This window comes from Streptomyces sp. NPDC101181 (assembly GCF_044767975.1).
In the GTDB taxonomy this organism is placed as follows: domain Bacteria; phylum Actinomycetota; class Actinomycetes; order Streptomycetales; family Streptomycetaceae; genus Streptomyces.
In genome coordinates, this window is the sequence record NZ_JBIWOX010000004.1 from 142721 (window position 1) to 169164 (window position 26444).

At 71.5% G+C, this 26444-nt stretch carries 16 protein-coding genes; 7 read left to right on the forward strand and 9 right to left on the reverse strand.

All coding sequences use genetic code 11. The features are described 5' to 3' along the window. Window positions 1–42 precede the first annotated feature (42 nt). Window positions 43–906 carry a hypothetical protein gene (locus ACIRRU_RS09115; RefSeq protein ID WP_403678140.1) on the reverse strand — a complete coding sequence of 288 codons (864 nt, stop codon included), beginning with the start codon at window positions 904–906 and terminating at the stop codon, window positions 43–45. Between the two features lie 124 nt (window positions 907–1030). On the opposite strand from ACIRRU_RS09115, the gene ACIRRU_RS09120 reads away from it, so the two are divergent. The 3 genes from ACIRRU_RS09120 to ACIRRU_RS09130 all read left to right on the forward strand — a co-directional run bounded on the left by ACIRRU_RS09120 (window position 1031) and on the right by ACIRRU_RS09130 (window position 4474). After that, window positions 1031–1597 carry a hypothetical protein gene (locus ACIRRU_RS09120; RefSeq protein WP_363205038.1) on the forward strand — a complete coding sequence of 189 codons (567 nt, stop codon included), beginning with the start codon at window positions 1031–1033 and terminating at the stop codon, window positions 1595–1597. 253 nt (window positions 1598–1850) lie between these two features. Then, on the forward strand, window positions 1851–2888 hold the full coding sequence (locus tag ACIRRU_RS09125) for a rod shape-determining protein (RefSeq protein WP_363205039.1): 1038 nt from the start codon (window positions 1851–1853) through the stop codon (window positions 2886–2888). Window positions 2889–2944: 56 nt separating this feature from the next. Further along, window positions 2945–4474, forward strand: a complete 1530-nt coding sequence (locus ACIRRU_RS09130) for a GAF domain-containing protein (protein WP_403678374.1) — start codon at window positions 2945–2947, stop codon at window positions 4472–4474. Window positions 4475–4634: 160 nt separating this feature from the next. Here ACIRRU_RS09130 and ACIRRU_RS09135 read toward each other — a convergent pair whose 3' ends face one another. Beyond that, a complete protein-coding gene (locus tag ACIRRU_RS09135) occupies window positions 4635–5066 on the reverse strand; it encodes an Lrp/AsnC family transcriptional regulator (RefSeq protein ID WP_363205040.1) in 432 nt (143 codons plus the stop codon). 106 nt (window positions 5067–5172) lie between these two features. Here ACIRRU_RS09135 and ACIRRU_RS09140 point away from each other — a divergent pair, with 106 nt between their 5' ends. From ACIRRU_RS09140 to ACIRRU_RS09150, 3 genes are all read left to right on the forward strand, one after another. Beyond that, complete coding sequence (locus ACIRRU_RS09140; protein ID WP_403678143.1) at window positions 5173–6390, forward strand: nitrate/nitrite transporter; 1218 nt, start codon at window positions 5173–5175, stop codon at window positions 6388–6390. Window positions 6391–6512: 122 nt separating this feature from the next. Beyond that, window positions 6513–8033, forward strand: a complete 1521-nt coding sequence (locus ACIRRU_RS09145; RefSeq protein WP_403678145.1) for an acyl-CoA synthetase — start codon at window positions 6513–6515, stop codon at window positions 8031–8033. A gap of 46 nt (window positions 8034–8079) precedes the next feature. Beyond that, the gene (locus ACIRRU_RS09150; RefSeq protein ID WP_403678376.1) at window positions 8080–9471 is read left to right on the forward strand and encodes a carboxyl transferase domain-containing protein; all 1392 of its coding nucleotides are present in this window, start codon (window positions 8080–8082) and stop codon (window positions 9469–9471) included. Between the two features lie 171 nt (window positions 9472–9642). On the opposite strand, the gene ACIRRU_RS09155 is transcribed toward ACIRRU_RS09150, so the two are convergent. After that, on the reverse strand, window positions 9643–10083 hold the full coding sequence (locus ACIRRU_RS09155; protein WP_403678146.1) for a hypothetical protein: 441 nt from the start codon (window positions 10081–10083) through the stop codon (window positions 9643–9645). 411 nt (window positions 10084–10494) lie between these two features. Here ACIRRU_RS09155 and ACIRRU_RS09160 point away from each other — a divergent pair, with 411 nt between their 5' ends. Continuing rightward, window positions 10495–11346 (forward strand): SDR family NAD(P)-dependent oxidoreductase, encoded by an 852-nt coding sequence (locus ACIRRU_RS09160; RefSeq protein WP_403678147.1) that lies wholly within the window; start codon window positions 10495–10497, stop codon window positions 11344–11346. Between the two features lie 78 nt (window positions 11347–11424). Here the strand turns inward: ACIRRU_RS09160 and ACIRRU_RS09165 are convergent, their stop codons facing one another. From ACIRRU_RS09165 to ACIRRU_RS09190, 6 genes are all read right to left on the reverse strand, one after another. Next, the gene (locus ACIRRU_RS09165; protein WP_403678149.1) at window positions 11425–12312 is read right to left on the reverse strand and encodes a LysR family transcriptional regulator; all 888 of its coding nucleotides are present in this window, start codon (window positions 12310–12312) and stop codon (window positions 11425–11427) included. A 108-nt stretch (window positions 12313–12420) separates the two neighbouring features. Then, the gene (locus tag ACIRRU_RS09170) at window positions 12421–13686 is read right to left on the reverse strand and encodes an MFS transporter (RefSeq protein ID WP_403678151.1); all 1266 of its coding nucleotides are present in this window, start codon (window positions 13684–13686) and stop codon (window positions 12421–12423) included. A gap of 97 nt (window positions 13687–13783) precedes the next feature. Continuing rightward, on the reverse strand, window positions 13784–14584 hold the full coding sequence (locus ACIRRU_RS09175) for an SAM-dependent methyltransferase (RefSeq protein WP_363205046.1): 801 nt from the start codon (window positions 14582–14584) through the stop codon (window positions 13784–13786). Between the two features lie 975 nt (window positions 14585–15559). Continuing rightward, window positions 15560–15991 carry a hypothetical protein gene (locus ACIRRU_RS09180; RefSeq protein ID WP_403678153.1) on the reverse strand — a complete coding sequence of 144 codons (432 nt, stop codon included), beginning with the start codon at window positions 15989–15991 and terminating at the stop codon, window positions 15560–15562. Between the two features lie 19 nt (window positions 15992–16010). Further along, on the reverse strand, window positions 16011–22448 hold the full coding sequence (locus ACIRRU_RS09185) for an RHS repeat-associated core domain-containing protein (protein WP_403678155.1): 6438 nt from the start codon (window positions 22446–22448) through the stop codon (window positions 16011–16013). Between the two features lie 206 nt (window positions 22449–22654). Then, window positions 22655–26317 carry a LamG domain-containing protein gene (locus ACIRRU_RS09190; RefSeq protein ID WP_403678157.1) on the reverse strand — a complete coding sequence of 1221 codons (3663 nt, stop codon included), beginning with the start codon at window positions 26315–26317 and terminating at the stop codon, window positions 22655–22657. Window positions 26318–26444 lie beyond the last annotated feature (127 nt).

Genomic DNA, 26444 nt, shown 5'->3' on the forward strand with positions numbered 1-26444 from the left:
ACCAGCCGTGGCCCGCCACCCGTCATCGGACGTGGCCCCGCCCTACACGCACCACCAGAGGAACGGCGTGCAGGTCGAGGTCGGTGTCGGCGTGGGCGTCGGGGTGGGGGTGGGCTCGCCCGGAGAGGGCGGCGGGGGCGCGGGGGGCGTCGTCGGCTCCTGCGGATCGCCGGGCGAGGACGGGCCGGGGGACGGACTGCCGGACGCCTCGGGCGGACCGGGGTCCTCGGAGCCGCCCGGGTCCGGGGACTCCCCGGGCGGAGCCGTCCCGGACGCGCCGGGGCCCGGCGGACCCGTGGGCCCGGCGCCGGGGGCGCCGGTCGGCGAACCGTCCGCCGAGGGGGCCCGAGCCGGGTCCGTCCGGGTGCCGACCGGTCCCGGGTCCCGGGGCCGCTCGGGGGCAGGCGGGTCCGGCTGCGGCGCGGTGGGGTCGCCCGGCTCCTCGCGTACGTAGTCGGAGGCGGTGTCCTCGCGCCCGGGTTCCAGGGCCAGTTCGGCCAGGCTCAGGACGCCCGCCGCGAGGAGGAGCCCGAGGGTCGCGAGCAGGACGGTCCGGCCGCGCCGCCGGTGGCTGCCCCGGTTCTTACGGCCCCGCTCGTCGGCACGGCCGCCCCGGCCCCGCTCGCCTTCTCCACGACTCCCCTGACCCCGCTCGTCGTCACTGCCGCCGGGGCCGCCGATATCGCTCCCCCGGGCGCGGCGCCGCGCGCGCCGGTCCTCGCGCCGGCGCCCGCGTACGGGGCCGGTGGGGCGGTGGGCGGAGGCGGCCGCTTCGTCCGGCGCGTCCGGTGCGTACCCGGTGGGCGCGGACACGGCGTAGGGGCCCAGCGCCTCGGCGGGAGCTCCGCACCCGGCGCAGGCCAGGGCTCCGTTGAGATGCCGTCGGCACGAGTGGCAGTAATCCATGGCGCCCGCAGGTTAGACGTGTACGGATCAACGGAGGAACCCGCACAGGTGAGGATCCTGTGAGGAAGGCCGGATTCCGGTGACGGCCGGTCCGATACGCCTGACCTGCGGGAAGATGGGTCACATGACCGCTCCCACCCCCTTCGGCCCGCGTGAGTTCCAGCTCGTCCTGCTCCGTCGGATGGCCGACCACCACCCCGGGCTGGTCGAGGAGGCCCGGCAGGAGCTGAGCGCCTCGACCGCCGATCTGCGCGAGGCCAACCGCCGCTGGCAGGCGATGGTCCGCGCGCCACGGGGCCGGGGCGCGCTGCGGCGCTACCGCTCGGTGCTCGGCGAGCCGGAGCTGACGCTGAAGCGCCGGGTCGGGGACCTGGAGTGCGAGGCGCTGCTGTGGCCGGTGCCGCTGTGGCCCCGGCTGCGGTTCGAGGTGATGGCCGGGCCGGGCGGGGCGGTGTGGAACGAGTGGCTGGTGCGGGCCCCGGGGGCGGCGGGCCCGGAGCTGACCTCGGTCGACGGGCTGCGCCCCTGGTCGTGCACGGTCGACGAGGTGGCGCGGGCCTTCCCCCCGGCGCGGCCGATGGAGGGCAGCGCGCCGACCCGGTGGGCGCTGTCCGTCACCGATCCGGCGACCGGGCGGGAGCGGGTCGCCGAGTTCACCTGGGGCCTGTTCCAGCGGCTGCTCCCGGCCTGAGCCCGCACCGCGCCCTCCGGGCGTTCCGTGCCGCGCCCCTCCCCCGGCACCACCGCTGACACCGTCGCCGTCCGCGCCGGGGATCACCGCTGACGCCGCCGCCCGCCCCCGGGATCTGGCGGCCCGTCAGCTGATGGCCCCCTTACGGCGCAGCTCAGCGCGCGCGACGGGCCGGGCGGCGGGACCATGCAAGGAGAAGGAAGAGACCGGCTGCCGCCGGTGCCCCCATCCGCGCGCTCTCGGGAGAACCGTCGTGACCGTCAGCCTTGAGCAGTTGCAGCGTTGCCATGTCGCCGTCGACCTCGGGGCCGCGAGGACCCGGGTGTACGTGAAGGGCCTCGGGCTCGTCGTCGACGAGCCGAGCGTCGCCGCCGTCAACACCCGTACCGGTTCGCTCATCGCCGTCGGCGCGCTCGCCGAACAGATGACCGGCCGCACCCCGGAGTACATCCGGGTGGCCCGCCCGGTGTCCGGCGGGACCGTCGTCGACATCGAGATGGCCCAGCGGATGCTGCGTCATCTGCTCGGCGACAAGCTCCGCCGCCAGCTGCGCCGCAAGCCCCGCCTGCGGGCCGCCGCGTGCACCCCGCACCAGGCCGATCCGCTGGCCCAGCGCGCGACGGTGGAGACCCTGGTCGGGCTCGGCGCCCGCCGGGTCGAGCTGGTGGACACCCTGATCGCGGCGGCCGTGGGCTGCGGGCTCCCGGTCGAGCAGCCGACCGCCACCATGATCATGGTGTGCGGGGCCGCCACCACGCAGATCGCGGTGCTCTCGCTCGGGTCGATCGTGACCGCCGTACGGATTCCGGTGGGCGGCAACGCGATCGACGAGGCGATCATCCAGTACCTGCGCCAGCGCCACGAGCTGGTGCTGCCGAGCCAGTCGGTACGCCCGCTGCAACTGGCGCTGCACGGCAACGGCCTCCAGCTCACCGGCCCGGCCCTCACCGACATCCACGGCCGCGACGTGGCGACCGGCCTGGCCCGTACGGTACGGGTGGACACCGCCTCCGTACGCAAGGCCATCAACACCCCGCTCACGGCGGTGCTGGACGGCGTCGGCAAGGTCCTCCGCGACTGCCCGCCGGATCTGGTGGCCGACCTCGCGGAGCGCGGCATCATGATGGTGGGCGGCACCGCGCTGCTCCCGGGCCTCGACCAGATGCTGCGGGACGCGACGGGCATGCCGGTGCAGATCGCGGAGCGCCCCGACGTCTGCTCGGTGCTGGGCCTCGGCGCGATGCTCGACGGCAAGATCCAGCCGATGGTCCTCAACCCGCTGGCGGGGTGAGCCCGTCGACGGCCCCGGGTGAGAAGGACTCCGCCGCCGGGGCCGGGCGGCTGCCGATGCTGCTGGAGGCGGTGCTCGATGTCGGCAGCGATCTCGAACTGGCCGCCACGCTCCAGCAGATCGTGGACACCGCGACCGCCCTGACCGGGGCCCGCGAGGGCGCGCTCGGCGTGCTGGAGCCCGAGCGGGACCGGGTCGCCGAGCTGTACACGGCCGGGGCGGCGACGGCGGAGCGGCCGGAACCGGGTTCGCTCCGGGCGCCGATCCTGGTGCACACCGAGGTGTTCGGCCATCTCCACCTCTCCGGGAAGGGGCCGGGGTCCTCCTTCTCCGCCACGGACACGGCCCTGCTGCGGGTCATCGCCGCGCAGGCGGGCATCGCCATCGGCAACGCCCGGCTCTACGAGACCGCCCGGCAGCGCGAGCGCTGGATCGAGGGGGTGGCCGCCGTCACCACGGCCCTGCTGACCGGCACCGACGCCGCCGACGCGCTGACGACGGTCGCCGAGCAGGCCCGCGCGCTCGCGGGCGCGACGGCCGGGGTCATTCTCCAGCCGACCGAGGCGGGCGGGATGGAGATCGTCACCGCCTCCACCGCGGACGACCCGGCGGGGATCGTGGGCGCGGTGATCGAGCCCGGTTCGCCGGTGCTGGTCCAGCTGCTCGGCGGCGAACCGGTCTTCATCGACGACTCCGCGACCGACCCCCGGATGACCACCGGCGTACGTTCCCGCTTCGGGCCGAGCATGATGCTGCCGTTGCAGAGCGGCGGGCGGCTCATCGGCACCCTGGCCCTGCCGCGGCGGCGCGGTGAGGCGCCGTACACGGACGTGGACCGGCTGCTGGCGACCCAGTTCGCCTCGCAGGCCGCCCTGGCGCTGGTGCTGTCGGACGCGCAGGCGGACCGGGAGCAGCTCGCGGTGTACGAGGACCGCGACCGGATCGCCCGTGACCTGCACGACCTGGTGGTCCAACGGCTCTTCGCCACCGAGATGATGCTGGAGTCGACCCGGCGTCGGGCCGCGTCCGAGGAGACCCGCGAGGGCGGAGCCGCCGGGGACGGCGGGGACGACGGGAGCGGCGTGGCCTGGAGCGGCGGCGGCGACGAGACCGGCGGCAGCGGCAGCGGGAGTGGCGAGACCGGCGGCGGGAGCGGGGGCGGCGAGAACACCGGGGATCTGCTGGGCCGGGCCGTGGACGAGCTGGACTCCACCATCCAGGAGGTCCGCACCGCGATCTTCGCCCTCCAGCAGCCGCCCGCCGCCGCCCCGCGCTCCTTCCGGGGCCGGGTACTGCGGGAGACCGGGGGCGCGGCGGCGCTGCTGGGCTTCCCTCCGTCGGTGCAGTTCACCGGCGCGGTGGACGCGCTGGTGGGCGAGGAGACGGGGCGGGAGCTGCTGGCCGCGCTGCGCGGGGCGCTGGCCGCCGCGCACCGCAGGCCCGGGGTCTCCGCCATCGAGGTGGAGGTGGACGCCACGGTCAGGCTGCCGGACGGGCGGGGCGGGGTGCGGCTGGTGGTCGCGGACGACGGGCGCGGCGAGGACGACGCCGGGCCCACCACGGTGACCTGGCAGGCGCCGCTCTAGGGTGCCCGTCCCCGACGGGCCACGACGCACGGCGGGCCGACGCACGACGGGCCGACGCATGGCGGGCCGACGCGCGGCAGGGCGACCGGGACAGCGCCGAGGGGCGACCGGCGTACGGCACGCCGTGGGGCGGACGCACCCCGGCAGCCCGTGGGGCGGGTCAGTGTTTGGGGGCCGCCCGCAGCGCGATGCGGGTGGTGGAGTGGGCGACGCCCGCCTCCCGCTTCAGCCGGCGCAGCAGCGTGTCCAGCGCCCCGGGGTCGGCGGCGGTGGCCCGTACGAGGTAGTCGTGGCCGCCGGTCACGTGCACCACCTCGGTGATGCCGGGCAGCATCAGCACCGAACGCTCGAACTCCTCGTTCGTCGTGTCGAGGCGCAGCGTCACATCGATGAAGACCACCAGGCCCGAACGGGTGTCGGCGGCCGGGTCGACGATGACGGTGAAGCCGCGGATGACCCCGTCGCGGCGCATCCGGCGGACCCGGTCGCCCGCCGCGTTGGCGCTGAGCCCCACGCGTACGCCCAGATCCCGGTACGAGATCCGCGCGTCCTCCTGGAGAATGCCGAGGATTTCCCTGTCCAGCCGGTCCATACCGCGATTGTCGCAGCTTGTGGCGATATCGGCCGGGGGAAGCCGGTGTCGCCCGGTTGGCGCAGCCCGACGGGCCGTGCGCTCACCCGGCCCCTTGACTTGCTGTGTGGATACCGCCGTGAAGCAGTCCCCCGAGCCGCCCGCGGCCGCGGACGTCGCGCCGCCCGCGGCCGCGTACCGCAATCTCGTCATGGCGACGATCGGGTTCGCGCTCACCTTCTGGGCGTGGAATCTGATCGCGCCGATGTCCGGGGACTACAAGGACCGGCTCGGGCTGAGCTCCTTCCAGCAGTCGTTCCTGGTGGCCGTACCGGTGCTCGTCGGGTCGCTGGGTCGTATCCCGGTGGGAGCGCTGACCGACAAGTACGGCGCGAAGCTGATGTTCCCGCTGGTGTCGGCGCTGACGATCGTGCCCGTACTGCTGCTGATCCCGGCGAAGAACTCCTACGGCGCGATGATCGCCGTGGGCTTCCTGCTGGGGCTCGGCGGGACCACGTTCGCGATCGGCGTCCCGCTGGTCAACTCCTGGTTCCCGCCGCACAAACGGGGCTTCGCGCTGGGTGTGTTCGGCATGGGCATGGGCGGGGTGGCGCTCTCGGGGTACTTCACCCCGCGCATCGCGAAGCACGGCGACAACCTGCCGTTCCTCGTGGTCGCGGGAGCGCTGGTGGTGTTCGCGCTGCTGGCCGCCGTCCTGGTCAGCGACCATCCCGACCGCAAGGTCCCCACGGACACCCTGGCGCACCGGCTCGGCGAAGCCGGGAAACTGCGGGTGACCTGGGAGCTCTCCGCGCTGTACGCGATCGGCTTCGGCGGGATCGTCGCGTTCGGGGTCTATCTGCCGACGTACCTGAAGACCTGGTACGAGATGTCCCCCACCGAGGCGGGCACCAAGGCGGCCGGGTTCGCCCTGGTCACCGTCGTCTTCCGGCCGGTCGGCGGCTGGCTCTCGGACCGGATCCACCCGGCCACGGTGACCTCCGGGGCGCTGCTGCTCGCCGCCCTGATGGCGATCGTGCAGGCCTTCGAGCCACCGCTGAACCCGCTGGGCACGATCGCCCTGCTGGCCATGGCGGCCGGACTCGGCACCGCGAGCGGCAGCGTGTTCGCGCTGGTCTCCCAGGTGACCCCGCAGCCGAAGGTGGGCAGTGTGACGGGGATCGTCGGTGCGATGGGCGGGCTCGGCGGATTCGTGCCGCCGCTGGTGATGGGGGCGATCTACAGCGCCAAGGACTCGTACGCGATCGGGTTCATGCTCCTCTCCGACCTGGCGCTGGCGGGCTGTGTGTACGCGTACGGGCGGATGCGGACCGTGCGGCGATGAGGCGAGCGTCATCCCGGCGGTCACCCACTCGGCGACTACCCCCGCCCTAGGGCCTGTCGTCACACTGCCGTCGGGCGGCAGGCGGCAGGCGGCAGTGTGACGACAGGCCCTAGGCTGCCCGCGTGACCCTCCTCCTTCCCGCTCTCCAGTCCCCCGTCGGTCCGGCGGCCTCCCGCGAAGCCGTCCGCTTCGGTGACCTCGCTCTGACGTACGGGCAGCTGGCCGACGCCTCCGCCGCTCTCGCCACCCGGATCGCGGACGCGGAGCGGGTGGCCGTCTGGGCCACGCCGACGCCGGAGACGGCGATCGCGGTGGTGGCGGCGCTCCGGGCCGGGGTGGCGGCTGTCCCGCTCAACCCCCGTACGGGAGAGCGCGAGTTGGCACACATCCTCGCCGACAGCGAACCCGCGGCGGTGCTGTCGGGCCCGGACGAGGAACTGCCGCCCGCGCTGGGGCCGCTGCGCCGGGTGACGGTGGACGCGCGGGCACCGCGGCGCGAGGAGGGCGGGCGAGGGGACGACCGCGGGGCGGGTGCGGCGCCCGCAGCACGCGACGCGGGCGCGGCACCCGAGGACCCCGAGGCCGCCGCCCTGATCGTCTACACCTCCGGCACCACCGGGCCGCCCAAGGGGGCCGTGCTCCCCCGCCGGGCCCTCGCCGCGTCGCTCGACGCCCTGGAGGACGCCTGGGGATGGACCGGCGACGACGTCCTGGTGCACGCGCTGCCGCTGTTCCACGTCCACGGGCTGATCCTGGGCGTCCTCGGCCCGCTGCGGCGCGGCGGTTCCGTACGCCACCTGGGCAGGTTCTCCCCCGAGGGCGTCGCCCGTGAGCTTGGGTCCGGCGGCACGATGCTCTTCGGCGTACCGACCATGTACCACCGGCTGGCGGAGGCCCTGGAGGCCCCGGCGGACCGTGCCGGACGGGACGCCCTGTCCGGGGCGCTGGCGGGGGCGCGGCTGCTGGTCTCCGGTTCGGCGGCGCTGCCCGTGCACGACCACGAACGCATCGCGGCGGCGACCGGGCAGCGGGTCGTCGAGCGGTACGGCATGACGGAGACCCTGATGAACACGGGTGTCCGGGTGGGCGGCGCCCCGCGCCCCGGGACGGTCGGCCCACCGCTCGCGGGGGTGGAGCTGCGCCTGGTGGAGGAGGACGGCTCGGTGCTCGACGGGGAGGGGGCCATCGGGGAGATCCAGGTCCGGGGCCCGAACCTGTTCACCGGGTATCTCAACCGCCCCGACGCCACGGCCGCCGCGCACACGGAGGACGGCTGGTTCCGGACGGGCGATGTCGGGACGGTGGACGCGGACGGCTGGGTGACGATCGTCGGCCGCAAGGCCACCGACCTGATCAAGAGCGGCGGCTACAAGATCGGCGCGGGTGAGATCGAGAACGCGCTGCTGGCCCACCCGGGCGTCCGCGAGGTCGCCGTCACGGGCGAGGAGGACCCTGACCTCGGCGAGCGGGTGGTGGCCTGGGTGGTCGCGGCGGACCCGCAATCCCCGCCGGGCGCGGCGGAGTTGGCGGACCATGTGGCCGCGCAGCTGGCCCCGCACAAGCGCCCACGTACGGTGCGCTACCTGGACGCGCTGCCCCGCAACGACCTGGGCAAGATCCTGAAGAGGTCGCTCCGTGCCTGAGGAGACCGTGCCGGGGACGTCGCTCCCCGGCGGGACCCCGTCCCGGATGACGGCCCGTGCGGCGATCGCTCTGCTGACCGGCGCGGCGGGCTTCACCGAGCACCGCCCCCGCCCGCGCGCCCTGCCCGCCGACGGGCCGCTCGGCTGGACGGGCTACGACGTGGCGCGCGAACGGGCCTCGGCGCGGACCGGGGAGGAGGAGTCCGTGGTGTACGGCACCGGGGTCGTGGGCGATCGCGCGTGCGTCCTGGTCTCCTTCGAGTTCGGCTTCCTGGGCGGCTCGTTGGGGCTGCTGACGGGCGACCGGCTGGAGGCCGCGTACGAACTGGCCCTGGCCCGGCGCCTCCCCCTGGTCTCGCTCGTCGCCACCGGCGGCAGCCGGATGCAGGAAGGCATGGTCGCGCTCACCCAGCTCCAGCGGGTGGCCGCCGCCTCCACCCGGCTGCGCGCGGCGGGCCTCCCGCAGCTCGCGGTGGTCCGCGATCCGGCGACGGGCGGCGGCTGGGCCACCGTGGGGGCGGGCTCGGACGTGGTGCTGGCCCTGTCCGGCGCGCAGGTCGGCTTCGCCGGGTCCCGGGTCCGCCCGCCGGACGCGGAGCCGTACGCGTACAGCGCCGAGGGCCAGTGGGAGGCGGGCCAGGCCGACGCGGTGGTCGAGCCCGGGGAGCTGCGGGACACGGTGGGCCAGTGGCTGAGGGCGCTGAGGCCGGGCGATCCGGGGACGGTTGCACGGGAGCTCACACCGGGCGATCCGGGGACGGTTGCACGGGAGCTCCCGGAGGCCGCACCGCTCCCCCGCGCCCAGCCGTCCGCCTCCGCCTCCGGGCCGCCGTCGAGCGGGTGGGAGGCGGTGGCGCGGGCCCGCGCCCCGGAACGCCCGCGCGCGGAGGCGTATCTGACGGACTACTTCGCCGTACGGCTCCCGCTGCGCGGCGACCGGTGCGGCGGCACGGACCCGGAGCTGCTGTGCGGGTTCGGGCTGCGCGCCGACGGACGGGCAGTGGCGTACGTCGCGCAGTGCGGGACCCCGACCCGCCCGGCCGGATACCGTGCGGCGGCCCGGACGATCCGGCTCGCGGACCGGCTCGGCGTCCCCGTCCTCACCCTGGTCGACACCCCGGGTGCGGCGAACGACGCCGAGGCGGAACGGGCCGGGGCTGGCGCGGCCATCGCGGACACCTTCGCGGCGATCGCGACGGCCCGGGTCCCGGTGACGACGCTGGTGATCGGCGAGGGCGGCTCGGGCGGGGCCCTGGCCCTGGCGGCGCCCGGCAACACCCACGTGACGACGGACAGTTACTTCTCGGTGATCGCCCCGGAACTGGCGGCGGCGATCCTCAAGCGGCCCCCGTCCGAGACGGGCGCCACAGCCGACCAGCTGCGACTGCGCCCGCAGGACCTGCTGGAGCTCGGGCTCGTGCGCTCCATCGTCGGCTGAGGGGCGGCCCACTGCGCGAATATCCACGCGGGTCGGGTGCGGCGGAACGGACGTCCGACGAGGCCCCCGAGCGGCCTGATGGAGACGTCAGACGTCTTGGTCAACGGCCCGGGGGCCTCGCGCGTCGCGCTGCACGGCCCGTCACCCGGCCGCCGGCCACATCGAAGAAGCTCAGTTCATCGGTGAAGGGTCGGACGGGGCGAGGAAGGCTGCGAGGGCTCCCGCGTCGGCGTAGTGCTCGGTGAGCTTCGCTATCTTGCCGTCGGCGAGTTCGAACCGCTCGACGAACGAGGTACGGAAACCGTCCGGGTACCCCTCACGGGCTGTGAACGTCACCTCGTAGTAGTGCAGGACGGTGTTGTCCGTCTCGAAGAACTCGGATCCGCTGGTGCTGAACTGGACGGCGGCAACCTCGGCCATCTGCGCCGCCGCGGTGTGCCACTGCTTCCAGCCGTCGAATCCGACCAGGCGGCCGAAAAGGCTCTCGGGCTCGATGAGGATCGACTCGTCCGTGATGTAACGAGGCAATGTGGCGAGAAACGTCGGCTCGTCGAGCACCGTGGATTCGATGAAAGCACTGTACTCCTTGATGAATTCGATCTGACTGCTCACGTTTTCCCTTTCTCACGGGCGGAGTTCTGGCGCACCTGTCCCGCGCCGCTCGGCGCCATGCTCCTGAGCGCGAACCGGGCGGGGCTGTCACGCAGTGCGTGAGCTGGGAAAGGCGGCAGAGGCGGAAGTCGAGTTCGTGCGGAAGAAGTACCGCGGCGCGGCGTATACGGGGCCGGGGCACGTCCGATACAGACCGGACGGCGCCCCCGGCCTCGACGCGGCCGACCTCGGGAGCCGCGTCCCGGAACCGGCGCACGGCGACGTCGATCGGCAGGACTCCACCGGCTGCCCACCTGACTCCCGCGGCTGCCAGTCATGCCGCTTCCGCATGGACCCATGCCGTCGAAGCTTTGGACAGCTGGGCACGGCGCAGAGTTTCCTGGGCGCATCGAGATGTAAGGAAACAGAATGATGCGCAAGGCAGTTGTCACGGGCGGAACCGGTGGAATCGGAATTCACGTGGCCGCAGGGCTACAGAAGGAGGGATTCCACGTCACCATCATCGGCCGCGATGCCCACCGCGGCGATGACGCGGTGCGGAGCCTCGGAAGCAACGTGCGCTTCCTCCAGGCCGACCTCTCGTCCCTGGATGAGATTCTCACCGTGGGTGCACGGCTGGCGGACGAAGGGCCGTTGCAGCTACTGGTGAACAATGTCGGCGGAATGTGGTCGACGCGTCGGGAGACGGTCGACGGTATCGAGGCGAGCTTCGCCCTCAACCACCTCTCCCCGACCCTGCTCACCACCACTCTGCTCGACGCTCTGCGGGCAGGTTCCCCGAGCCGGATCGTCGACGTGACCAGTTCGTCGATCACCACGGCGGTGATCGACGGGCTTCCCACCTACGAGCAGATCGAGCAGGACGGGGAGTACCACGGCATGGCCGTCGCCGGCCGGGCCAAGCTGGCCCACCTCGCGCACAGCCTCGATCTCGCCGAGGAACTGAGCGGCAGTGGTGTTTCGGTCGTCGTCGTGGACCCCGTCGGGCCGGGAGCCGCGGCGACTCCGAACGCCGCGGAGATGACCCCGGAGATCCTTCCTCCCGCCATTCGCGGCCTCTGGGACCAGATCCAGGCCGGTATGGTCTCCGCGGACCAGGTCGCCCACTCCGTCGTCACCGCGGCCACCGACCCCGCCCTCGACGACTTCACCGGAGTGACCCTCGGACCGGACGGGAAGCCGTCGCAGGACCTCGTGAAGTACCTCACCCCGGACATCTCTGACTCGGTCCGCGCACTGACCCGACGCGTGCTCGCGGGCTGACCGCGAGCCCGGCCGCGTGCTCGTCCGCCGACGTCGGGCGGACGAGCACGCCGATCCGCGATTCCGCGGATCCGTCCGTCACGCCGGTGCCAACTCCGCCGCGTTCTGCACGAAGTACGCGATGTGACGCGACGTCGCCGTGTCGGACCAGGCCAGCTCCACGCGGCTCGGCGACAGGTCCCGGACCTGGACGACGCTGATCCCGGTGAGGGTCAGCTCCGGCAGCAACGGCTCCGGAACGAACCCGACGGCGTGCCCCAGCCGGATGTGCGCGGTGTACTGGGCGGCGTCCGTCACCACGGGGCCGGGCTTCCACGGATACGCGTCGCGATCCGCTCCGGCCCAGTACGCGGCGTGCTCGTCGGTGGTGTCCGACCAGACCGGGAACACCTCGTCGGCCAGGTCGGCCCGTTCGATCACTTTGCGGGCGGCGAGCGGGTGGGCCGAGGGGAGCAGCGCCACGCGGCGGTCGGCCCGGACCAGCTCGGTGTCGATGCCGCGCCGGTCGAACGGCTGCCGCACGATCGTCACGTCCGCGTCCCCGGCCCGGACCTCGGCGAGCTGGGTCCCTCCGTCCACCACGTCTCCGCGAGCGGGCGCGTGTGCTCCACGTGTCGCGTTGTGGTGCGACACGAGGTGCTGGAGGATGTCGACCTCGCACCCCCGCGCCGTGACCCGTAGACGGGTCTCCTGGAGGTCGTGCCGGGAGGCCCTGGCGACCGCGGTCCGCGCCGCTTGGTCGACCACCAGCGCGTCCGCGTACAGGGCCTGCCCCGCCGGGGTCAGGGTGACCCCTTGGTGGCCGCGCTCGAACAATGCCGTCCCCACGGCGGACTCCACGTACTGGATGGCCCGCGACAACGCCGGCTGTGTCATCCCCAGGCGCGCGGCGGCTCCGCTGACGGTTCCCTCCTGGGCCACCGCCAGCAGGTACCGGAAATGTCTCAGCTCGATCTCCCTGGCCATCCCCCCAGTGTCCCAGAAACGCCTTGAAGCTCTCCGGACACGCGGCTGAGGCGCTGGAGGCGGAGGCCCGGCCCCGGGTGCGCGCGGCCGAACGGGCCACGGCTGCGGCTACGGCTTCGGGTCGCGGGCGTCGTAGCGGGCGAAGGCGGGCCACTTCAGGGCGAGCAGCGCCACCGCGACGACGCACGCGATGCCACCGCCGGTGACGGCGACGGCGGGCGAGAGGAGGTCGGCGGCCGAACCGGCGAGGAAGTCCCCGAGCCGGGGCCCGCCCGCCACCACGACGATGAACACGCCCTGGAGGCGGCCGCGCATCTCGTCGGGCACGGCGGCCTGGAGCATGGTGTTGCGGAAGACCATGGAGATGGTGTCGGCGCACCCGGCGAGCGCGAGGAAGAGCAGCCCGAGCCAGAGGTTGCGGGTGAGCCCGAAGACGGCGATGGCGGTGCCCCAGGAACCGACCGCGATGAGGACGGCGAGCCCGTGCCGCCGGATCCGGCCGAGCCACCCGGAGAACACCCCGCCGAGCAGGGCGCCCAGGGCGGGGGCGGCGACGAGCAGTCCGGTGGTCCGCGCGTCACCCCCGTACCAGAGGACGGCGACGACGGGGAAGAGGGCGCGGGGGTGGGCGAGGACCATGGCGCACAGGTCGGTGAAGAAGGTCATCCGCAGATTGGGCCGGGTCCCCAGGAACCGCAGCCCGTCCCGTACGGAGGCCCGCTTGCGCGTCTCGCCCTCCTGCCGGTCGGGCAGCATCGAGGGCAGCCGCCACATGGCGTAGAGCGAGGCGGTGAAGCAGACGGCGTCCACGGTGTACGCGGCGTGATACCCCCACCAGCCGACGATGAGCCCGCCCAGCATCGGCCCGACCAGGGTGCCGGTGGTGCCGGTCATGCTGTTGAGCGCGTTCGCGGCGGGCAGTTGTTCGGCCGGGAGCAGCCGGGCGATCATCGAGGACCGGGCGGGCGCGTTGAGCGCGAAGCAGACCGCCTGGAGGGCGACGACGGCGTACAGCAGCCCGACGTTCTCGATCCCGGCGGTCGTGGCCCCCACCAGCACGAGCGCCAGCAGGAACGATCCGGCGGCGCTGAACAGCCCCAGCTTCCGCCGGTCCACGGTGTCGGCGACGGCGCCGCCGTAGAGCCCGAACACCACGAGCGGCACGAGCGAGCAGAGCCCGATGAGCCCCACGGAGAACGCGGACCCGGTGATGTCGTAGACCTGCAAGGAGACGGCGAGGGCCGTCATGCCCTGCCCGACCCAGGAGACGGTGTTCCCGAACCACAGCCGCCGGTAGTCGGGGGAGGTACGGAGCGGGGTGAGGTCGGCGAATATCCGGGGGCGCTGCGCGGGCGGTCGGGTCGTTTCGGTCACACGGGATGGTATGCGCTCGCCGCGCCCCCGCGGAGCCGGCCCGTCCCCGGACAGGGACGGGCCGGCTCCGTACTGCGCGCGCGGGCGGGCGCGTGCCTCACGGCTTGCGCGCGACGGCCCCGTACATGGCGATGGCCGCGTCGTCGACGCCCTCCTGGTCGGGGCCGGGGCGCCACTTGTGCACCTGGACGACGCCGGGGTCGACCAGCTCCAGTCCGTCGAAGAGTCCGGTGGCGGTCGGCAGGTCGCGCAGGGCCATCGGCATGCCCTGACGGCCGTACTCCTCGGCGACCCGGCCCACCTCCTCGGGGGCGAAGTCCGCCGTGCCCACGGTCATCGCGAGGTAGCTGCCGGAGGGCAGCGGTTCGAGGAGACGCCGCACCAGGCGGTCGTCGTCCGGCGGGAGGATGAAGTGCAGGATGCCGATGACCATCAGCCCGACCGGTTCGTCCAGGTCGATGAGCGACTGGAACTGCTCGCTGCCGAGGATGGCGTCCGGGTCGTTCATGTCGGCGTCGACGTAGGCGGTCGCGCCCTCCGGGGAGCTCTGGAGGAGCGCCCGCGCGTGCGCCAGCACGATGGGGTCGTTGTCGACGTAGACGACGTGGCCCGACGGCACCTCGTGCTGCACCACCTCGTGCAAGTTCGGGGCGGTCGGCAGCCCGGTGCCGATGTCCAGGAACTGGCGGATGCCCTTGTCCCGCGCGAGATAGCGGCCCGCGCGGTGCATGAACCGCCGGTTCTCCTTCATGTGCACCGGCAGCGCGGGCCAGTGCCGGCACATGGCGTCGCCCGCCTCCTCGTCCACGGGGTAGTGGTCCTTGCCGCCGAGGATGTAGTCGTACACCCTCGCCGAGTGGGGGACAGAGGTATCGATCCGGCCAGCTACGTCGTTCACAGCCCGCTCCGTTCTACGCGTGCAGAAGGATTACCGAAGATACCCGCACCGTTGTGCGGGAGCGCTGCCGCACCCCGTCCCGGCCGCGGAGGGCGCGTACCGGGGCGGTCCGGTGCCCCGGCGCGGGCGGCGGGCGGGCGTCCGCCTCAGGGACCGCCTCGCACAAACGTGGAGAGGCCACCACGGACGGGGCCTCGCCTCGCACAAACGTGGAGAGGCCCCCACGGGCGGGGGCCTCTCCACGTTTCACCCGTTCAGGAACGATCCTGCAAAACGCCAGCGGTGGGGCGGGGGACTCGAACCCGTACAAGTGACGCCTCTCACCTGCAGATTTACCAAAGGGACCGATTTATACGCCCGCTTCGATCCGGTTGCGTCCTGCTTGATCCGGCTCGATCGGGAATGGTGCAGCGTTCGCTGCACCACCTTGCCAGCGCCTCGCAGGGGTCAAGGTTCCGAGCACTCCCCCGGCCTGACCTCGCCAAAGCGGCAGTCGTTCGGTCAGCATGGCACAGCCGGACAGTGAGCGGGCGCGGCGGAAACCTCAGCGACCACAGTCACACTTGCCACGAGGCGCCCACCGAGATGACATTCCTGCCGACGCCGCCACGGTCTTCCCCGCCGATGCCGTACCGGCCGACCACTCAGGCTCCCCTTGCGAACGCGGGCCTACTCGGTGGTCATCACAGGATCATTCGGGAAGGTGGGCCCTCGCGCACCCTCCCGGAACCGATCCACAAGTCCTGAGCATTGCTCGTTCGGAGGCCGTGCGACCCCCTCGACGTCTCGCTGCTTATGGCGCCAAGCTCGTTACTGGGTGGTCGGCGGCCTCGTCTCCGGTCAACACATCGCCCCACGCCCCCGGACGATCGCGCATCAGGGCGTCAAACGCCAGGCCCGGGCCGGCTCGTGTCCGACCCGGGCTGCCAGGCCCCGGGCCTACGGCCCGGAAACCTGTCGAGGCGTCCGAAGTGGCTACGGGTTCTTCTCGATCTCGTAGCCGTACGGCTTGTCGACGTTCGTGCTGAAGAAGAGCACCTGGGGCGGACCGTCCTCGGCGACCATGAGGGTGGCGACCTCCTCGTCCGTCGGGAATGAGCCGCCGGCGTCGATCATCAGGAGCAGGGTGTCCTCGTCGACGTCACGCTGCTCCCAGGTTCCCGCACCCGAGACCCTGGTCGCGCCGTTCCGCGGCTCGCTCCAGGTGAATGCGATGGACTCGGCGGGAATCCCCGTCATGCTGAACCGGCCATCCGCGTAGAACTCGACCCGGCCGCCGCCGCTCCCGGTCCAGACGCCCGGCAGCCCGTCGGTGTCCACGGCCGAGGTACCGGCAGTGGAACACCCACTCAGGGCCATCGCCAGCCCCAGGGCCAGGGATATGACGGCGCAACGCGCTCTTCCCACCGACATGCTCCCCATACCTCTACTTGTAAATGGTCTCTTGCCAGCGGATCTCGACCCGGTAGCCGGCGAAGAATCCTCCCATGTGTTTGGGCCCATTGTTGGCGGACTCCTGCCACTTGGCATGCATCGGTATGAAGGACTCGTTGTTGATGTCCGTGGTGGCGGTGTACTTCACCGTGAGCGTGCTGCCCTTGCTCTCGGTGATCGTGTACTTGAGATCGTAGGAGCCGAGTACTCCCTGAGCCTTCCTGTCCTTCTTCCCTACGAGCAGTCCGCCGACGTCGGAAGCGTAGAGACCGACGAGTTGGGCGAGATTCCGGTCCTGCCCCTCGGCGTTCTTGGTGGTGCTGTACTTGGTTTTACCCTTGAGGGTTCCAGTGTCACGGAAGGTGTTGGCCACGAAGACCCGCGCGTCCTTCATGCTGGTGCTTTCGATCAGGTTCTGGGTGATCGTGTCGTCGCCGTCGTACTTCGCGTCCGGGAGCGTGATCTCCTGCTTGGAGGACTTCCAGTGGAAATCAGCTCCCCAGGCCCAGCGGAACGCGAGTGACCAGGGACCGTCACTGTTGACCTTGCCGTCGCCCCCGTGCTCGTTGTTCACGAGACTGCCCGACGGCAGATGGCACATCGCCTGTGCCTCCATGAACATCTTCTGCAGCTTCTGCATCTCGGGGCTGACCGGACCGGTGAACATCAACGGCATGGGGTCAGGGCCCATGAGCAGCGGCGGCTGCTGCACCAGCGGCAGCGTGGGAATCCCGGTGTAGCCGAGCGGGCCGCTCCAGGACGTGCCCGAGGTGCCGGTGCTGCTGGCGCCCCACAGTGGCGGGGAGACGGTCTCCTCCACCTTCTCCGCCCCGGTCGGGCAGTCCACGCCCATGGTGCAGGAGAAGCTGCCCAGGCCAGTGGGATCGGACAACGTGACGGGGTTGTTCTCGGCGTAGCCATAACCGGCGAGCGACTGGTGCTTCTCAGTCTCCAGCAGCGAGTCGACGCTGATGAACCGGCCAAGCTCGGCGTCGTACTCACGGGCGTCGAGATGGGTCAGGCCGGTGGACTTGTCACGTGTCTTGCCCAGGAAGGACCGGTCGTCCACCCAGGACCCGACGGCACCCGCCCGCTCCACGCCGAAGGCGGTCATATAGCGCTTGGTCACCGCCTGCGTGTCGGAGGCGATAGCCACGCTGGAGGTGCCGTGCTGGTCACCGGCCAGGTAGAAGAGCTTGTTGGCGCCGCTCTCGTTGGTGCGCACGGCGACGGACAGCTCGGTGGACCCGTAGAAGCGCTGGGCCCAGAAGGTGCCGTCGCTCTTGAGGTGCAGCTCGGTGGCACCGGCGTACAGCACCCGCTCGCCGTTCTTCTCGCCGCGGATGAGGAGGTTGCCGTCCGCGTCGTAGAGGTAGTCAGTGGTGCGGGTTCCCTCGGTGAGCTTGGCGAGCTTGCCCTCGGCGCCCCATTCCAGGACCTGCTTCCCGGCCGCTCCCGGGCGTGAGTCCGTGTTTCCCGCGTCGTCGTAGGTGTAGGAGCGCTCGGGCTGGGTGCAGTTGCCCGTGGCGCTGACGCCGGCGAGGGTGTGCGGCTGCTTGTCGCCGCCCCGGTAGCAGTAGGTGTCGGTGGTGTCCCCGCCCGGCTTGTGCTGGGTCTCCGTCTTGCGCTGTCCGGCCGTGTCGTAGGTGTACCCCGTCCAGTACGGCGCGGGTCCCGACAGCTTCGTCGCGTCGCGGGGGTCCGAGCACTTCTGCGAGGAGGGCGTCCACGCCTCGGTCAGGCGGCGGAAGCCGTCGTAGGCGAAGCACTGGGCGTCCGCCTTTCCGGTGCCGCCGAGGGTGGTCGGGTCCGCGATGGCGGTGACGTTCCCCGCCTGGTCATAGCTGTAGTTGAGGTCCTGCAGCATGTACGGGTGGGTCTGGTCCGTGACGTGGCTGCGGGTGATGCGGCCGGTGCCCTCCTCGTAGGTGTGGGTGACGTAGGCCTTCTTGTGCGCCTCGGTGTTGGCCACGCCCAGGATGAGCTGCTGCGGCTGGCCGAGGGCCGAGTAGTCGGTGTCGAGCAGGTAACCGGTGCTGCCGACGACGGACTTGACCTGTCCGAGGGCGGTGTAGCCGTACTCGATCACCTCCGACGGCAGCCCGCCGAGCGCCGGTTCCTTGGTGTTCTGGCGCGTCCCGTCGTTGTTGTAGGCGCTCGTGGAATCGATGGTCGCCGGGGCGCCAGCCTTGACCAGCGGGTCGTCGGCCGGCAGCTTGATCCGGCTGCTCAACGGGCGGTCGAGCGTGTCGTACGTGAGGACCTCACGGGTGTACGCCTGACCGGCCTTGCCGCCGACGTACCGGATCGACGAGGACGGCTTGCCCTTGATCACCCCGTCATAGAGGTGCTCGGTGAGGCGCTTCGCGTCGGTCTCGGCACCGTCCCAGGTGCCGGTGATCCGGCCGATCTCGTCGTACTTCGTCAGCACCGACCGCTGGCGGGCGTCCGTGACCCGGATCGCCTGGTCGAGCTTGTTGTACCCGGTCGTCGCCCGGCCCTTGTCGGGGTCCACGGCGGCGGTCTGGCGGCCGAACAGGTCGTACTCGTAGCTCCAGCGCGCCTTGTCCGGACCGGTGAAGACGCTCGTCTTGCCGTCGAGGGTGTACTCCGTGGCTGCCGAGGTGTAGGAGACGCCCAGGCCGCCCCCGTACGCGGGGTCGGTCGGCTGCTGGCCCGCGTACGTGCGGGTCTCGGTCTTCTGGCCGCGGGCGTCGACGATCACCCGGTTCGCGGTGCCTCCGGCCAGGGCACTCGTGCCGGTGGAGTCACCGGTGTGTTCGGTGGCCGTCGTCCAGCGCTTGACGCCGAAGAAGAGCACCGACCTCGACGTCTCCCGCTCGGCGCCGTCGAAGACGATCTCGGTCTGGGTGGGCGACTCGCCGTACTCCGCGCGTGTGTACGTGCCGTTGGGCGCCGCCGTGCTGTCGAAGATGTCCGCGTGCGTCTCGTAGGCCAGGCTTCGGGAGTCGTAGCGGGTGTCCGTGAGCAGCCGGCCTCCCTGCGGGGTCGGCGACTGGGTCTGGAGCGGCCGCAGCAGCGCGTCGTAGATCGTGTACGTGGTGTTGTAGCTGACCCCGTCCTTCTTCAGCACCGCCGTCGAGACCGCGGACGGCTTGCTGTTGCTGAGTGCGTAGCGGAACTTCTGGCTCGGGCTCTCGCCCGCCGCCCGGTTCCGGTTGGGGAGCCAGACGTCCGTCAGCCTGCCGATGGCGTCGTACGTCAGCTCCGTCTTGCGGGAGTTGGCGTCGTACGTGCGCAGTGGCACCCCGCGCCGGGCGTCGAAGAACGTCGACGTCTTGAAGCCCTTGGCGTTGGTGACCACGGTTCCGGTCAGCGGGCCCGCGGTGGTCGGGGTGTAGCCGGTCACCGTCGACTTGTCATCGGCGTCGGTGACGGTCAGGGCACGTCCGAGCGTGTCGTAGGACGTGGTGCCGGTCTTCTGCCAGACGGGGGCGTCGGCCGCGGTGTAGGAGGCGGCGCGTCCCGACCAGGTCGGCAGGCCCTTGGAGGGCTTCTGCGTGGCGGACCAGGAAGCGCCGTCGTACGCGATGGCCGAGTCGGTCAGGACGTCTCCGCGCCGGGAGGAGTCGGCCGGCAGGTCCAGGGACGCGTCGGTCGTCGCGCAGGTCCTCCCCACCGTCCGGGTACGCGAGACCAGGCTCGTGATGCCGGAGTCGTCGCTGCGGGCGAACCAGGTGCGGGTGCAGATCTCGTCGCCGCTCTTCGCGTCGTCACCGTTGTCCTGCACCTGGTACGGCATGCCGTACTCGTCGTGGTCGGTGGAGACGGTCCGGGCGCGCCAGGACTTGGGAGCGGTCAGATAGGTGTACGTGGTGGTCTTCTGCGTGCGTACGTAGCGGGCCACGTGGTCGCCCGCGCCGGGCACGTCCTGGCGCGCGGTCTCCTTCTGCCACGGCTGGTTGACCACCACGCCGATCGGGGAGTTCCCCGCGTAGGTGATCCGCTGTCGCAGCTGCCCGCCGAAGGCCCCGGAGTCGGTCGTCGTCGCGAGGTTCAGGCCGGTGACCGGAAGCGCGGGTGTGCTGACGGACTTGGTGGTGCCGTCCTTGTTGGCGTCACCGTCCATGCCCTGGAGGTAGAGGGAGACCACCTTCGAACGCGTGGTGTCCTTGGCGCCCTTGAGAACGGTGACCTGGCGGTATCCGCGCCAGTCCGACCAGGTGCGCTCGTCCTTGGGGGTGAAGGGCGAGTCGCTGTAGTGCCAGGCGGCTCCGCTGTAAAGGTACTCCTGCTCGACCGTGTCGTTCTGTCCGGCCGGGTCGGACGTCACCACGGCCACCACGCGGTACTTGTGGAACCAGTCCACGGACGCCACCGAGGAACCGTTGATGTTCCAGAACTGCGGGAAGCAGTTACGGGTGTTGGTGTCCTCGGGCTTGCCGAGGACCTCGCTGCGGACGCACTCGGGCGCCGACATCGTGACGGTGGTGACCGCCCCCGTCTCCGAGGTGACCGTCGATACGCGGGGCCGGGTCAGCGGAAGGATGTCGTCCGTGCCGTCCACCCGGTTGGGGCGCATGTGGTAGGTGAATCCGACCGGGTCGAACTCGACGGCCGTTCCCGCCTTGGCCGTGCGCTTGAGCGAGGTGAGCGTCAGGACGTGGTCGGAGGTGTCGCCGATGTCGCCGCCGTCCAGGTACTTCTGGGTCAGCGCCCAGGAGTCCACGGGGGTGTGCTCCGACGTCGCCGCGGACCACGAGAAGGTGTTGACCGACGTCAGGCGCTTGCGCGTGAAGAAGGCCGGGGCGAGGGCCTCGCAGTCCGCGTCGTCCTTGGAGCACAGCGACTCGAACGGCACGTCCGGCCAGTGGTGCGCCGTCTCCTTCTTCAGGGTCGTGCAGTCCGCCGCGGTGCACCGCTCGGCGTGGCCGAAGGTGACCTTGGCGTCGGCGGCGTCGGTGAAGAGCGCGCCCTTGCGCAGCCCGTAGCGGATCTCGTTGAGGTATCCGCCGCGGATGTAGGAGGTGTCGGCCTTGTCGGCCTTGTTCTTGCGGTAGTGGTTGGCCTCCGCCGTGTACCAGTAGGTGGCCGCGTTCTCCCGGGTGTCCTCGACGTAGTCCAGGTTCCAGCGCCACGCCTGGGTCAGGGAGCGCTTCGCGAAGGAGTCCCCGCCCGTGTACCCCGGCTCACCGCTGTCGTCGCCGAAGACGGAAGTCGTCCAGACCGAGTTGGTCCGCTGGCTTCCGGCCCCGTCGAGCTTGTCCAGGCCGAAGACGTACTTCGTCCCGTCGCCCGTGACGACGGTCCAGTGCTCGCCGTTGTCGTCGCCGTTGTCCGCGCCCGTGGACCGGGTGACCGATGAGGCGTCGTCGCCCTGCAGCCGCCACTGCCCGGAGGTCTTGTCCTTGACCAGCGTGCTGGACTTCCCGTTCAGCACCAGCCTGGCGTTGTCGTACTTCCAGCAGAGGTCGAAGACGTCCTCGTGGCCGTCGTCGTCGCAACTGCCGTAACTGCGCTCGACGTAGGACTCCGTGATGCCGAATCCCTCGCCGACGGGGCTGCCCTGGTTGTTCGTGGTGGCGGTGCGGCCGTCCACGCTCCCGGAGTCGTAGGACAGGGACATGGTGGGCGTCGGTCCTGCGGCGGCGGGTGGCAGTTTGAGGTCGTAGTTCCAGGTGAAGGCCCCGGAGCTGCTGCCCGCCGACCACGACGAGGACTCGGCGAGCTCGGTGGCGGAGTGGTCGCCGCTGCCCTTCGGGGACTCACCGGCGCCTGCTCCGGCCGCGGTGAGCGCCAGGACGGCCGTACCGGCGGCGGACGTCGCCCGTGCGCCTCCCGGAGCGGACGCGGGCTTCGACGGCAGTGTCGCGGAGACCTCCTGCCGGCGCGTGTCGTTGTCGGACCCGAGGGGCGTCTGCTGACGGCAGGCCGGTTTCCTCGGTGTGGTCAGCGCACAGGCCGGCAGCTGTACGAGCTCCAGCCGGCCGGCCCAGCCGCCGCCCACCGCCGAGGCGAATCCGCCGTACTCCACGGCCACATCGGCCGATCCGCCGGCCGGCACATCGGCGGTGAGCACCACTCCGGTGATGCCGAGCCGGTCGGCCGCCTTCTGGTCGAGGACGGTGACGGTCGACCGTCCCACGGCGGCCGCCCCGGTGCTCCGGGCGTCCCGCCGGGACAGGGCCAGCGGCAGCCCGCCGACGACGGCCTCCGCCGTCGTGCCCTCAGCCGCCGAGAGCTCGGCCGTTCCCGGCTTCGGCCAGACGGCGTCACGCCGCTCGGTGGCGGCCCGGCCCGCCTGCCGGGTGTTGGCCTCCAGATCTGCCGCGACCTGCTTGCGGGCCTTCCTGCCCGCCACCGTGTCGACGGCCCTCACCTTGCTGACTCGTTGTTCCTGTACGTCGGGCCGGCCGAGGCCGCGTTGGGCCGCTTCGGCGCTGGAGACCAGCGCCAGCGGTGCCACCATGCCCAAAGTCAGGGCCAGGGCCAGAGCTCGGGGACGGAGCCCTGGGCCCCCGCTCCCCCGTCGTCTTGTGCCAGTGCCGAACATGTCCATGCACTCCAGTTCGAGAGGCCGGCTTCCCACCCGGGCGCCGGTCGTACGGCCGTCGGGCCGCGAGAGCGAGGGCGGTGTCGCGGCAGACGCGGCACCGCCCTCGAAGAGGGGTCGGTTCAGTCGCCCACGTGGGCGTCGATCTGGCCCGATCCGGCCATGGCTCCCGCCCACAGGCGGATCTCCGAGATCCGGGCCGGCAGATGGTTCTTCCAGGCGCCGCCGCTCCGGGCGGCAGCGACGGCGAGGTCGGCGGTGCCCGCCTGTGCCGTGTAGGCCCTGTCGTCGCCGTTCTGGTTGTGCCCCGTGTACAGGCTGATCGTCCCGGCCTGGGCGTCGAACGTCCCGGTCAGCCGGACCACGCTGTCCAGCGACACGATCTCGTCGGACACCACCGAGGTCAGGGTCCCGTCGGCGTTGAGACGCCCGAAGTGCCATTTGCCGACCGGCTCGGTCACTTCAAGACCGGTCTCGGGATCGAGGACGGTGTCCTTGCCCGACATCTGGTACCAGAAGCCCCAGGACGACCCGCTCGCCGTGCGCTGCCCGAAGACCTGGCCCGTGTAGCCGACGTTCTTCGACAGCACCCGCTCCTTGTCCAGGGCGACGGTCGTCGTGGCGGTGAAGGATCCGGTGTCGTCGAGCGGCGCTCCGCTGGATGTGGCGACGTCGTCCACACCATCGAAGACGATCTCTCCGTCCTGGATCGCCGCACCGCCGGTCAGATTCAGCGTTCGGCCGTACCCGGACGTACCGTCCGTGACGACCGTGCCGCTGCCGCCAGTCGGCGACCAGTCGGCGACCAGTTCGGCGCCGGCGAAGCCCTCCGACGTGAGGAGCCTGGCCTCGTCCGCGATCTCGGTGTCCTCCAGCCGGCGCTGCCAGACGGCGACCTCGTCGATGGACCCGTTGAAGTTCCAGTTCCGCTGACCGTTCCAGAGGTAGCGGCCCACGTTGAAGGGGCCGGACGACGACCAGCCGCTGGGCGTCACCCGGGTGCCCTGGAGTACGCCGTTGACGTACAGCTTCAGTTCCTTCGAGGCCGGGTCGTAGGTGCCGGTGAGGTGAGTCCACGCGCCCGTTACGGCCGGCGCCTTGCCCACGATGCCGAGGTAGGCCTGGCCGTTGTCCTCGTCCTTCTCCTTCACCCCGAAGACCCAGGAGTTGTAGCTGGTCTCGTACCACATGAGGAAGGAGCTGTACTTCGCTCCGTCCTGGGACAGCACGATGGCGTCCTTGTCACGGGTGTTCAGCCGCGCCCACGCCGAGACCGTGTAGGCCGACCGGGTCTCCACGACCGACCGGGCGGTCGTGGCGGCCGCCCCGCTGCCGTCCAGGGACAGTCCCCGGTCCGTGACCGGGCTGGCGAGCGGCACTCCGTTCGCGTCGTGAGTGATCAGTCCCCGGCGACCCCGGTCGTCACGGACCGCCGCGCCGACGAGCGACGCGTCGTGCGCGGAGCCGCCTGCCACGTTGTTCTTCGCCACCCCCGTGGCCTCGTCGAAGCGCCAACGGGCGATGGGCCCCTCACCCGAGGCCACCAGGAAGTCCAGCACCTGTTGCTCGCCCCAACGTCCGAGTGCGTCTTTCGCCTTGGCGTAGAGACGCTGGGTACCGGACTTCACCGGGGTGATGGCGGCTTCGAAAATGCAGGGGGAACCGGGTTTGCACACCGTCTTCCACGCCTCGCTCTCGGTGAGCCGGTACTGGAAGTCGACGACGTTGGTGTCCACGGCCGCCGGAGTGAACCGGACCTTCGCTACGACTCCCGGTCCGCCTCCCGCCGCGCACGCGTTCGGCAGACACTGGGAGTAGGGAGCCTGCAGCTTCACGGTCGGAGCCTTGGGCGAGGTGTTGTCGATCTTGAAGTAACAAGGTGCGCTGTAACCGGTGTTGAGCCGGTTCGTGCCCCCTTCGTAGTACGAGAGCGTCAGGGCTTTGAGGCGATAGCCAACGCCCTCGGTCAGCGCCGTCGGCAAGCTCCTGGACTGTACGGAGAGATTGCCCACGTAGCCGGATGTCGGGCTGTCGATATCGGTCTGGGCCACTACCCAGGCGCTTCCGTCCCAGCGCTCGGTGCGCCAGCGGATCCGCAGATTGGCCTGGGACTCAGCACCGGCCATGGTCTTCGGCTTGCCGACCAGCTGGGGGGTCGGATCGCTGATGACGGCGGGGTCGGCGGAGTTCGGCGAGCAGACCGTGCCGGTCCCCGAGGTGATTCCGACGTTCACGGGAACGGCAGGCTTGCCCACGTACTTGACCGACAGCACGGCGTCGTTCTTGAACCGCTTCCAGGCAGCCGTGTCGCCCTCGTCATGGGCACGGAGCTGGAGGGTCAGCCGGGCGAACTTGCCGGCCGCGAAGTCACGCACCGTGGAGGTGAGGTTCTCGTTGGACTCGTCCGGATTATCGTTGAACTCGATCGCGGCGTCGGGAGAGTCGGGGTCGCAGAGCGACCCCCGGCCCGCGGACACGTGCCGGTCGACCATCAGGTCCCGCTCCTTCGGGCGGGAGGACCAGGTGGTGGACGCGGAGATGTCGTCGGTGCGGACCAGGTCCACCCACCTCGGCTCGCACTGGAAGGCCCAGGGCTCGGTGACCGCGAAGGTCGCGTCGAGGACGTGCTTGCCCTTCAGCGAAGCGGGCGAGAACTCGAAATAGAGACGCTGGGTGTATCCAGGGCCGCAGTAATAGCCGTTCCACGTGCCGCACTCGCCGACGCCTTTGCCCAGGCCGTCGTCACCGTTCGACCAGTCGTAGGACTCGTACCCGTCGGAACGCAGCAGGGTCCGCTCACCCTCCCCCCAGGTCACGAGCGGGTCGATGAACAGCGGAAAGGCGGACGGCTTGGTCCGGCTCAGCATGGCGGCGTCCGGCACCACGGTCAGCGAGTCCTTCGCGACGCGCACGTCCATGCGCACCACCTTGTCGCCCTGGCCGGGCTCGACGCCCTTGCCCGAGTCGGAGGGCTCCGGAGCAGCGGCGGTGCCCGCTTCGGCCGTCACCTTCGGGGCGGAACGGGTGCCTGCTTCGGCGGTCGCCTTCGGGGGGAGCGACTTCGCCTGCCCGGCGTCGACCGAACCCGCTGAATCCCACATCTGGGCCGGCGGCGCGCGGAACACGGTCCGGCCCGTTCCGTCGACGGCCGTCAGGTTCCCGGTCGCACCCTTGCGGATGGCCAGCCCTTCCGTCCGCAGACCGAACGTCAGCTCCTCCAGTCGCGGGTTCTTCGCCGCCTCCGGGGTCTTCACCACCAGGACGTACTGGAAGCTCTCCACGGTCGCGTTGACCTGTAGATCGACGTCAGGAAGGACATCGCGGTAGAGCGCGGTGGGGCCGTCGAGCACCGGTTCCGGCAAGGGGTCGGGCCAGTCGACGGCGAGGGAACGCCCCTGGTCGACGATGGCAGCCAGCGGTTTCGCCTCCCCGCCCCCCGAGAAGAACATGGCGGCGGCGGACGCCTTCGGACCGACGGTTCCGTCCTCCCCGCGCACCAAGGTGGCGTCCGGCTCCACCCAGCCGCCGGACTTCGCCGCGCGCACGGGCACGGTGGACTGCTCCAGCGTGAAGGTCATTCCGTCCGGATTCGCGAACACCGTCGAATAGGCGGTACGTTCCCCGGTCACCTCGACGCGCTGCCCCGAGTCCTTGGCCTCCCGCAGCAGGCGATCCTCCTCCGTAGAGGCGGGCGCCTCGGCCTTCCGCTCGTCGTCGGCCGCTCGGTTCTGGAGCGAACCGGCCTGGGCGGCCGACGCCGGCAGCGCGCCCGAGGCGATCGTCATGAGCGCCGTCGTCAGAACCGCCACCGCGGTCGAGCGCCCGAGTCTTCGTCTTCCCCTATGTGTGGCCGACATATGAAGCGACCACCCTCCACTGCGCACAGTGAGCCCCCCTTACGAAAACTTCACA

Coding starts and splice junctions, on each gene's coding strand:
- ACIRRU_RS09115 (WP_403678140.1), bottom strand. CDS start 906: ATGGATTACTGCCACTCGTGCCGACGGCATCTCAACGGAGCCCTGGCC.
- ACIRRU_RS09120 (WP_363205038.1), top strand. CDS start 1,031: ATGACCGCTCCCACCCCCTTCGGCCCGCGTGAGTTCCAGCTCGTCCTG.
- ACIRRU_RS09130 (WP_403678374.1), top strand. CDS start 2,945: ATGCTGCTGGAGGCGGTGCTCGATGTCGGCAGCGATCTCGAACTGGCC.
- ACIRRU_RS09135 (WP_363205040.1), bottom strand. CDS start 5,066: ATGGACCGGCTGGACAGGGAAATCCTCGGCATTCTCCAGGAGGACGCG.
- ACIRRU_RS09150 (WP_403678376.1), top strand. CDS start 8,080: ATGACGGCCCGTGCGGCGATCGCTCTGCTGACCGGCGCGGCGGGCTTC.
- ACIRRU_RS09160 (WP_403678147.1), top strand. CDS start 10,495: ATGCGCAAGGCAGTTGTCACGGGCGGAACCGGTGGAATCGGAATTCAC.
- ACIRRU_RS09165 (WP_403678149.1), bottom strand. CDS start 12,312: ATGGCCAGGGAGATCGAGCTGAGACATTTCCGGTACCTGCTGGCGGTG.
- ACIRRU_RS09185 (WP_403678155.1), bottom strand. CDS start 22,448: ATGGTGGCACCGCTGGCGCTGGTCTCCAGCGCCGAAGCGGCCCAACGC.
- ACIRRU_RS09190 (WP_403678157.1), bottom strand. CDS start 26,317: ATGACGATCGCCTCGGGCGCGCTGCCGGCGTCGGCCGCCCAGGCCGGT.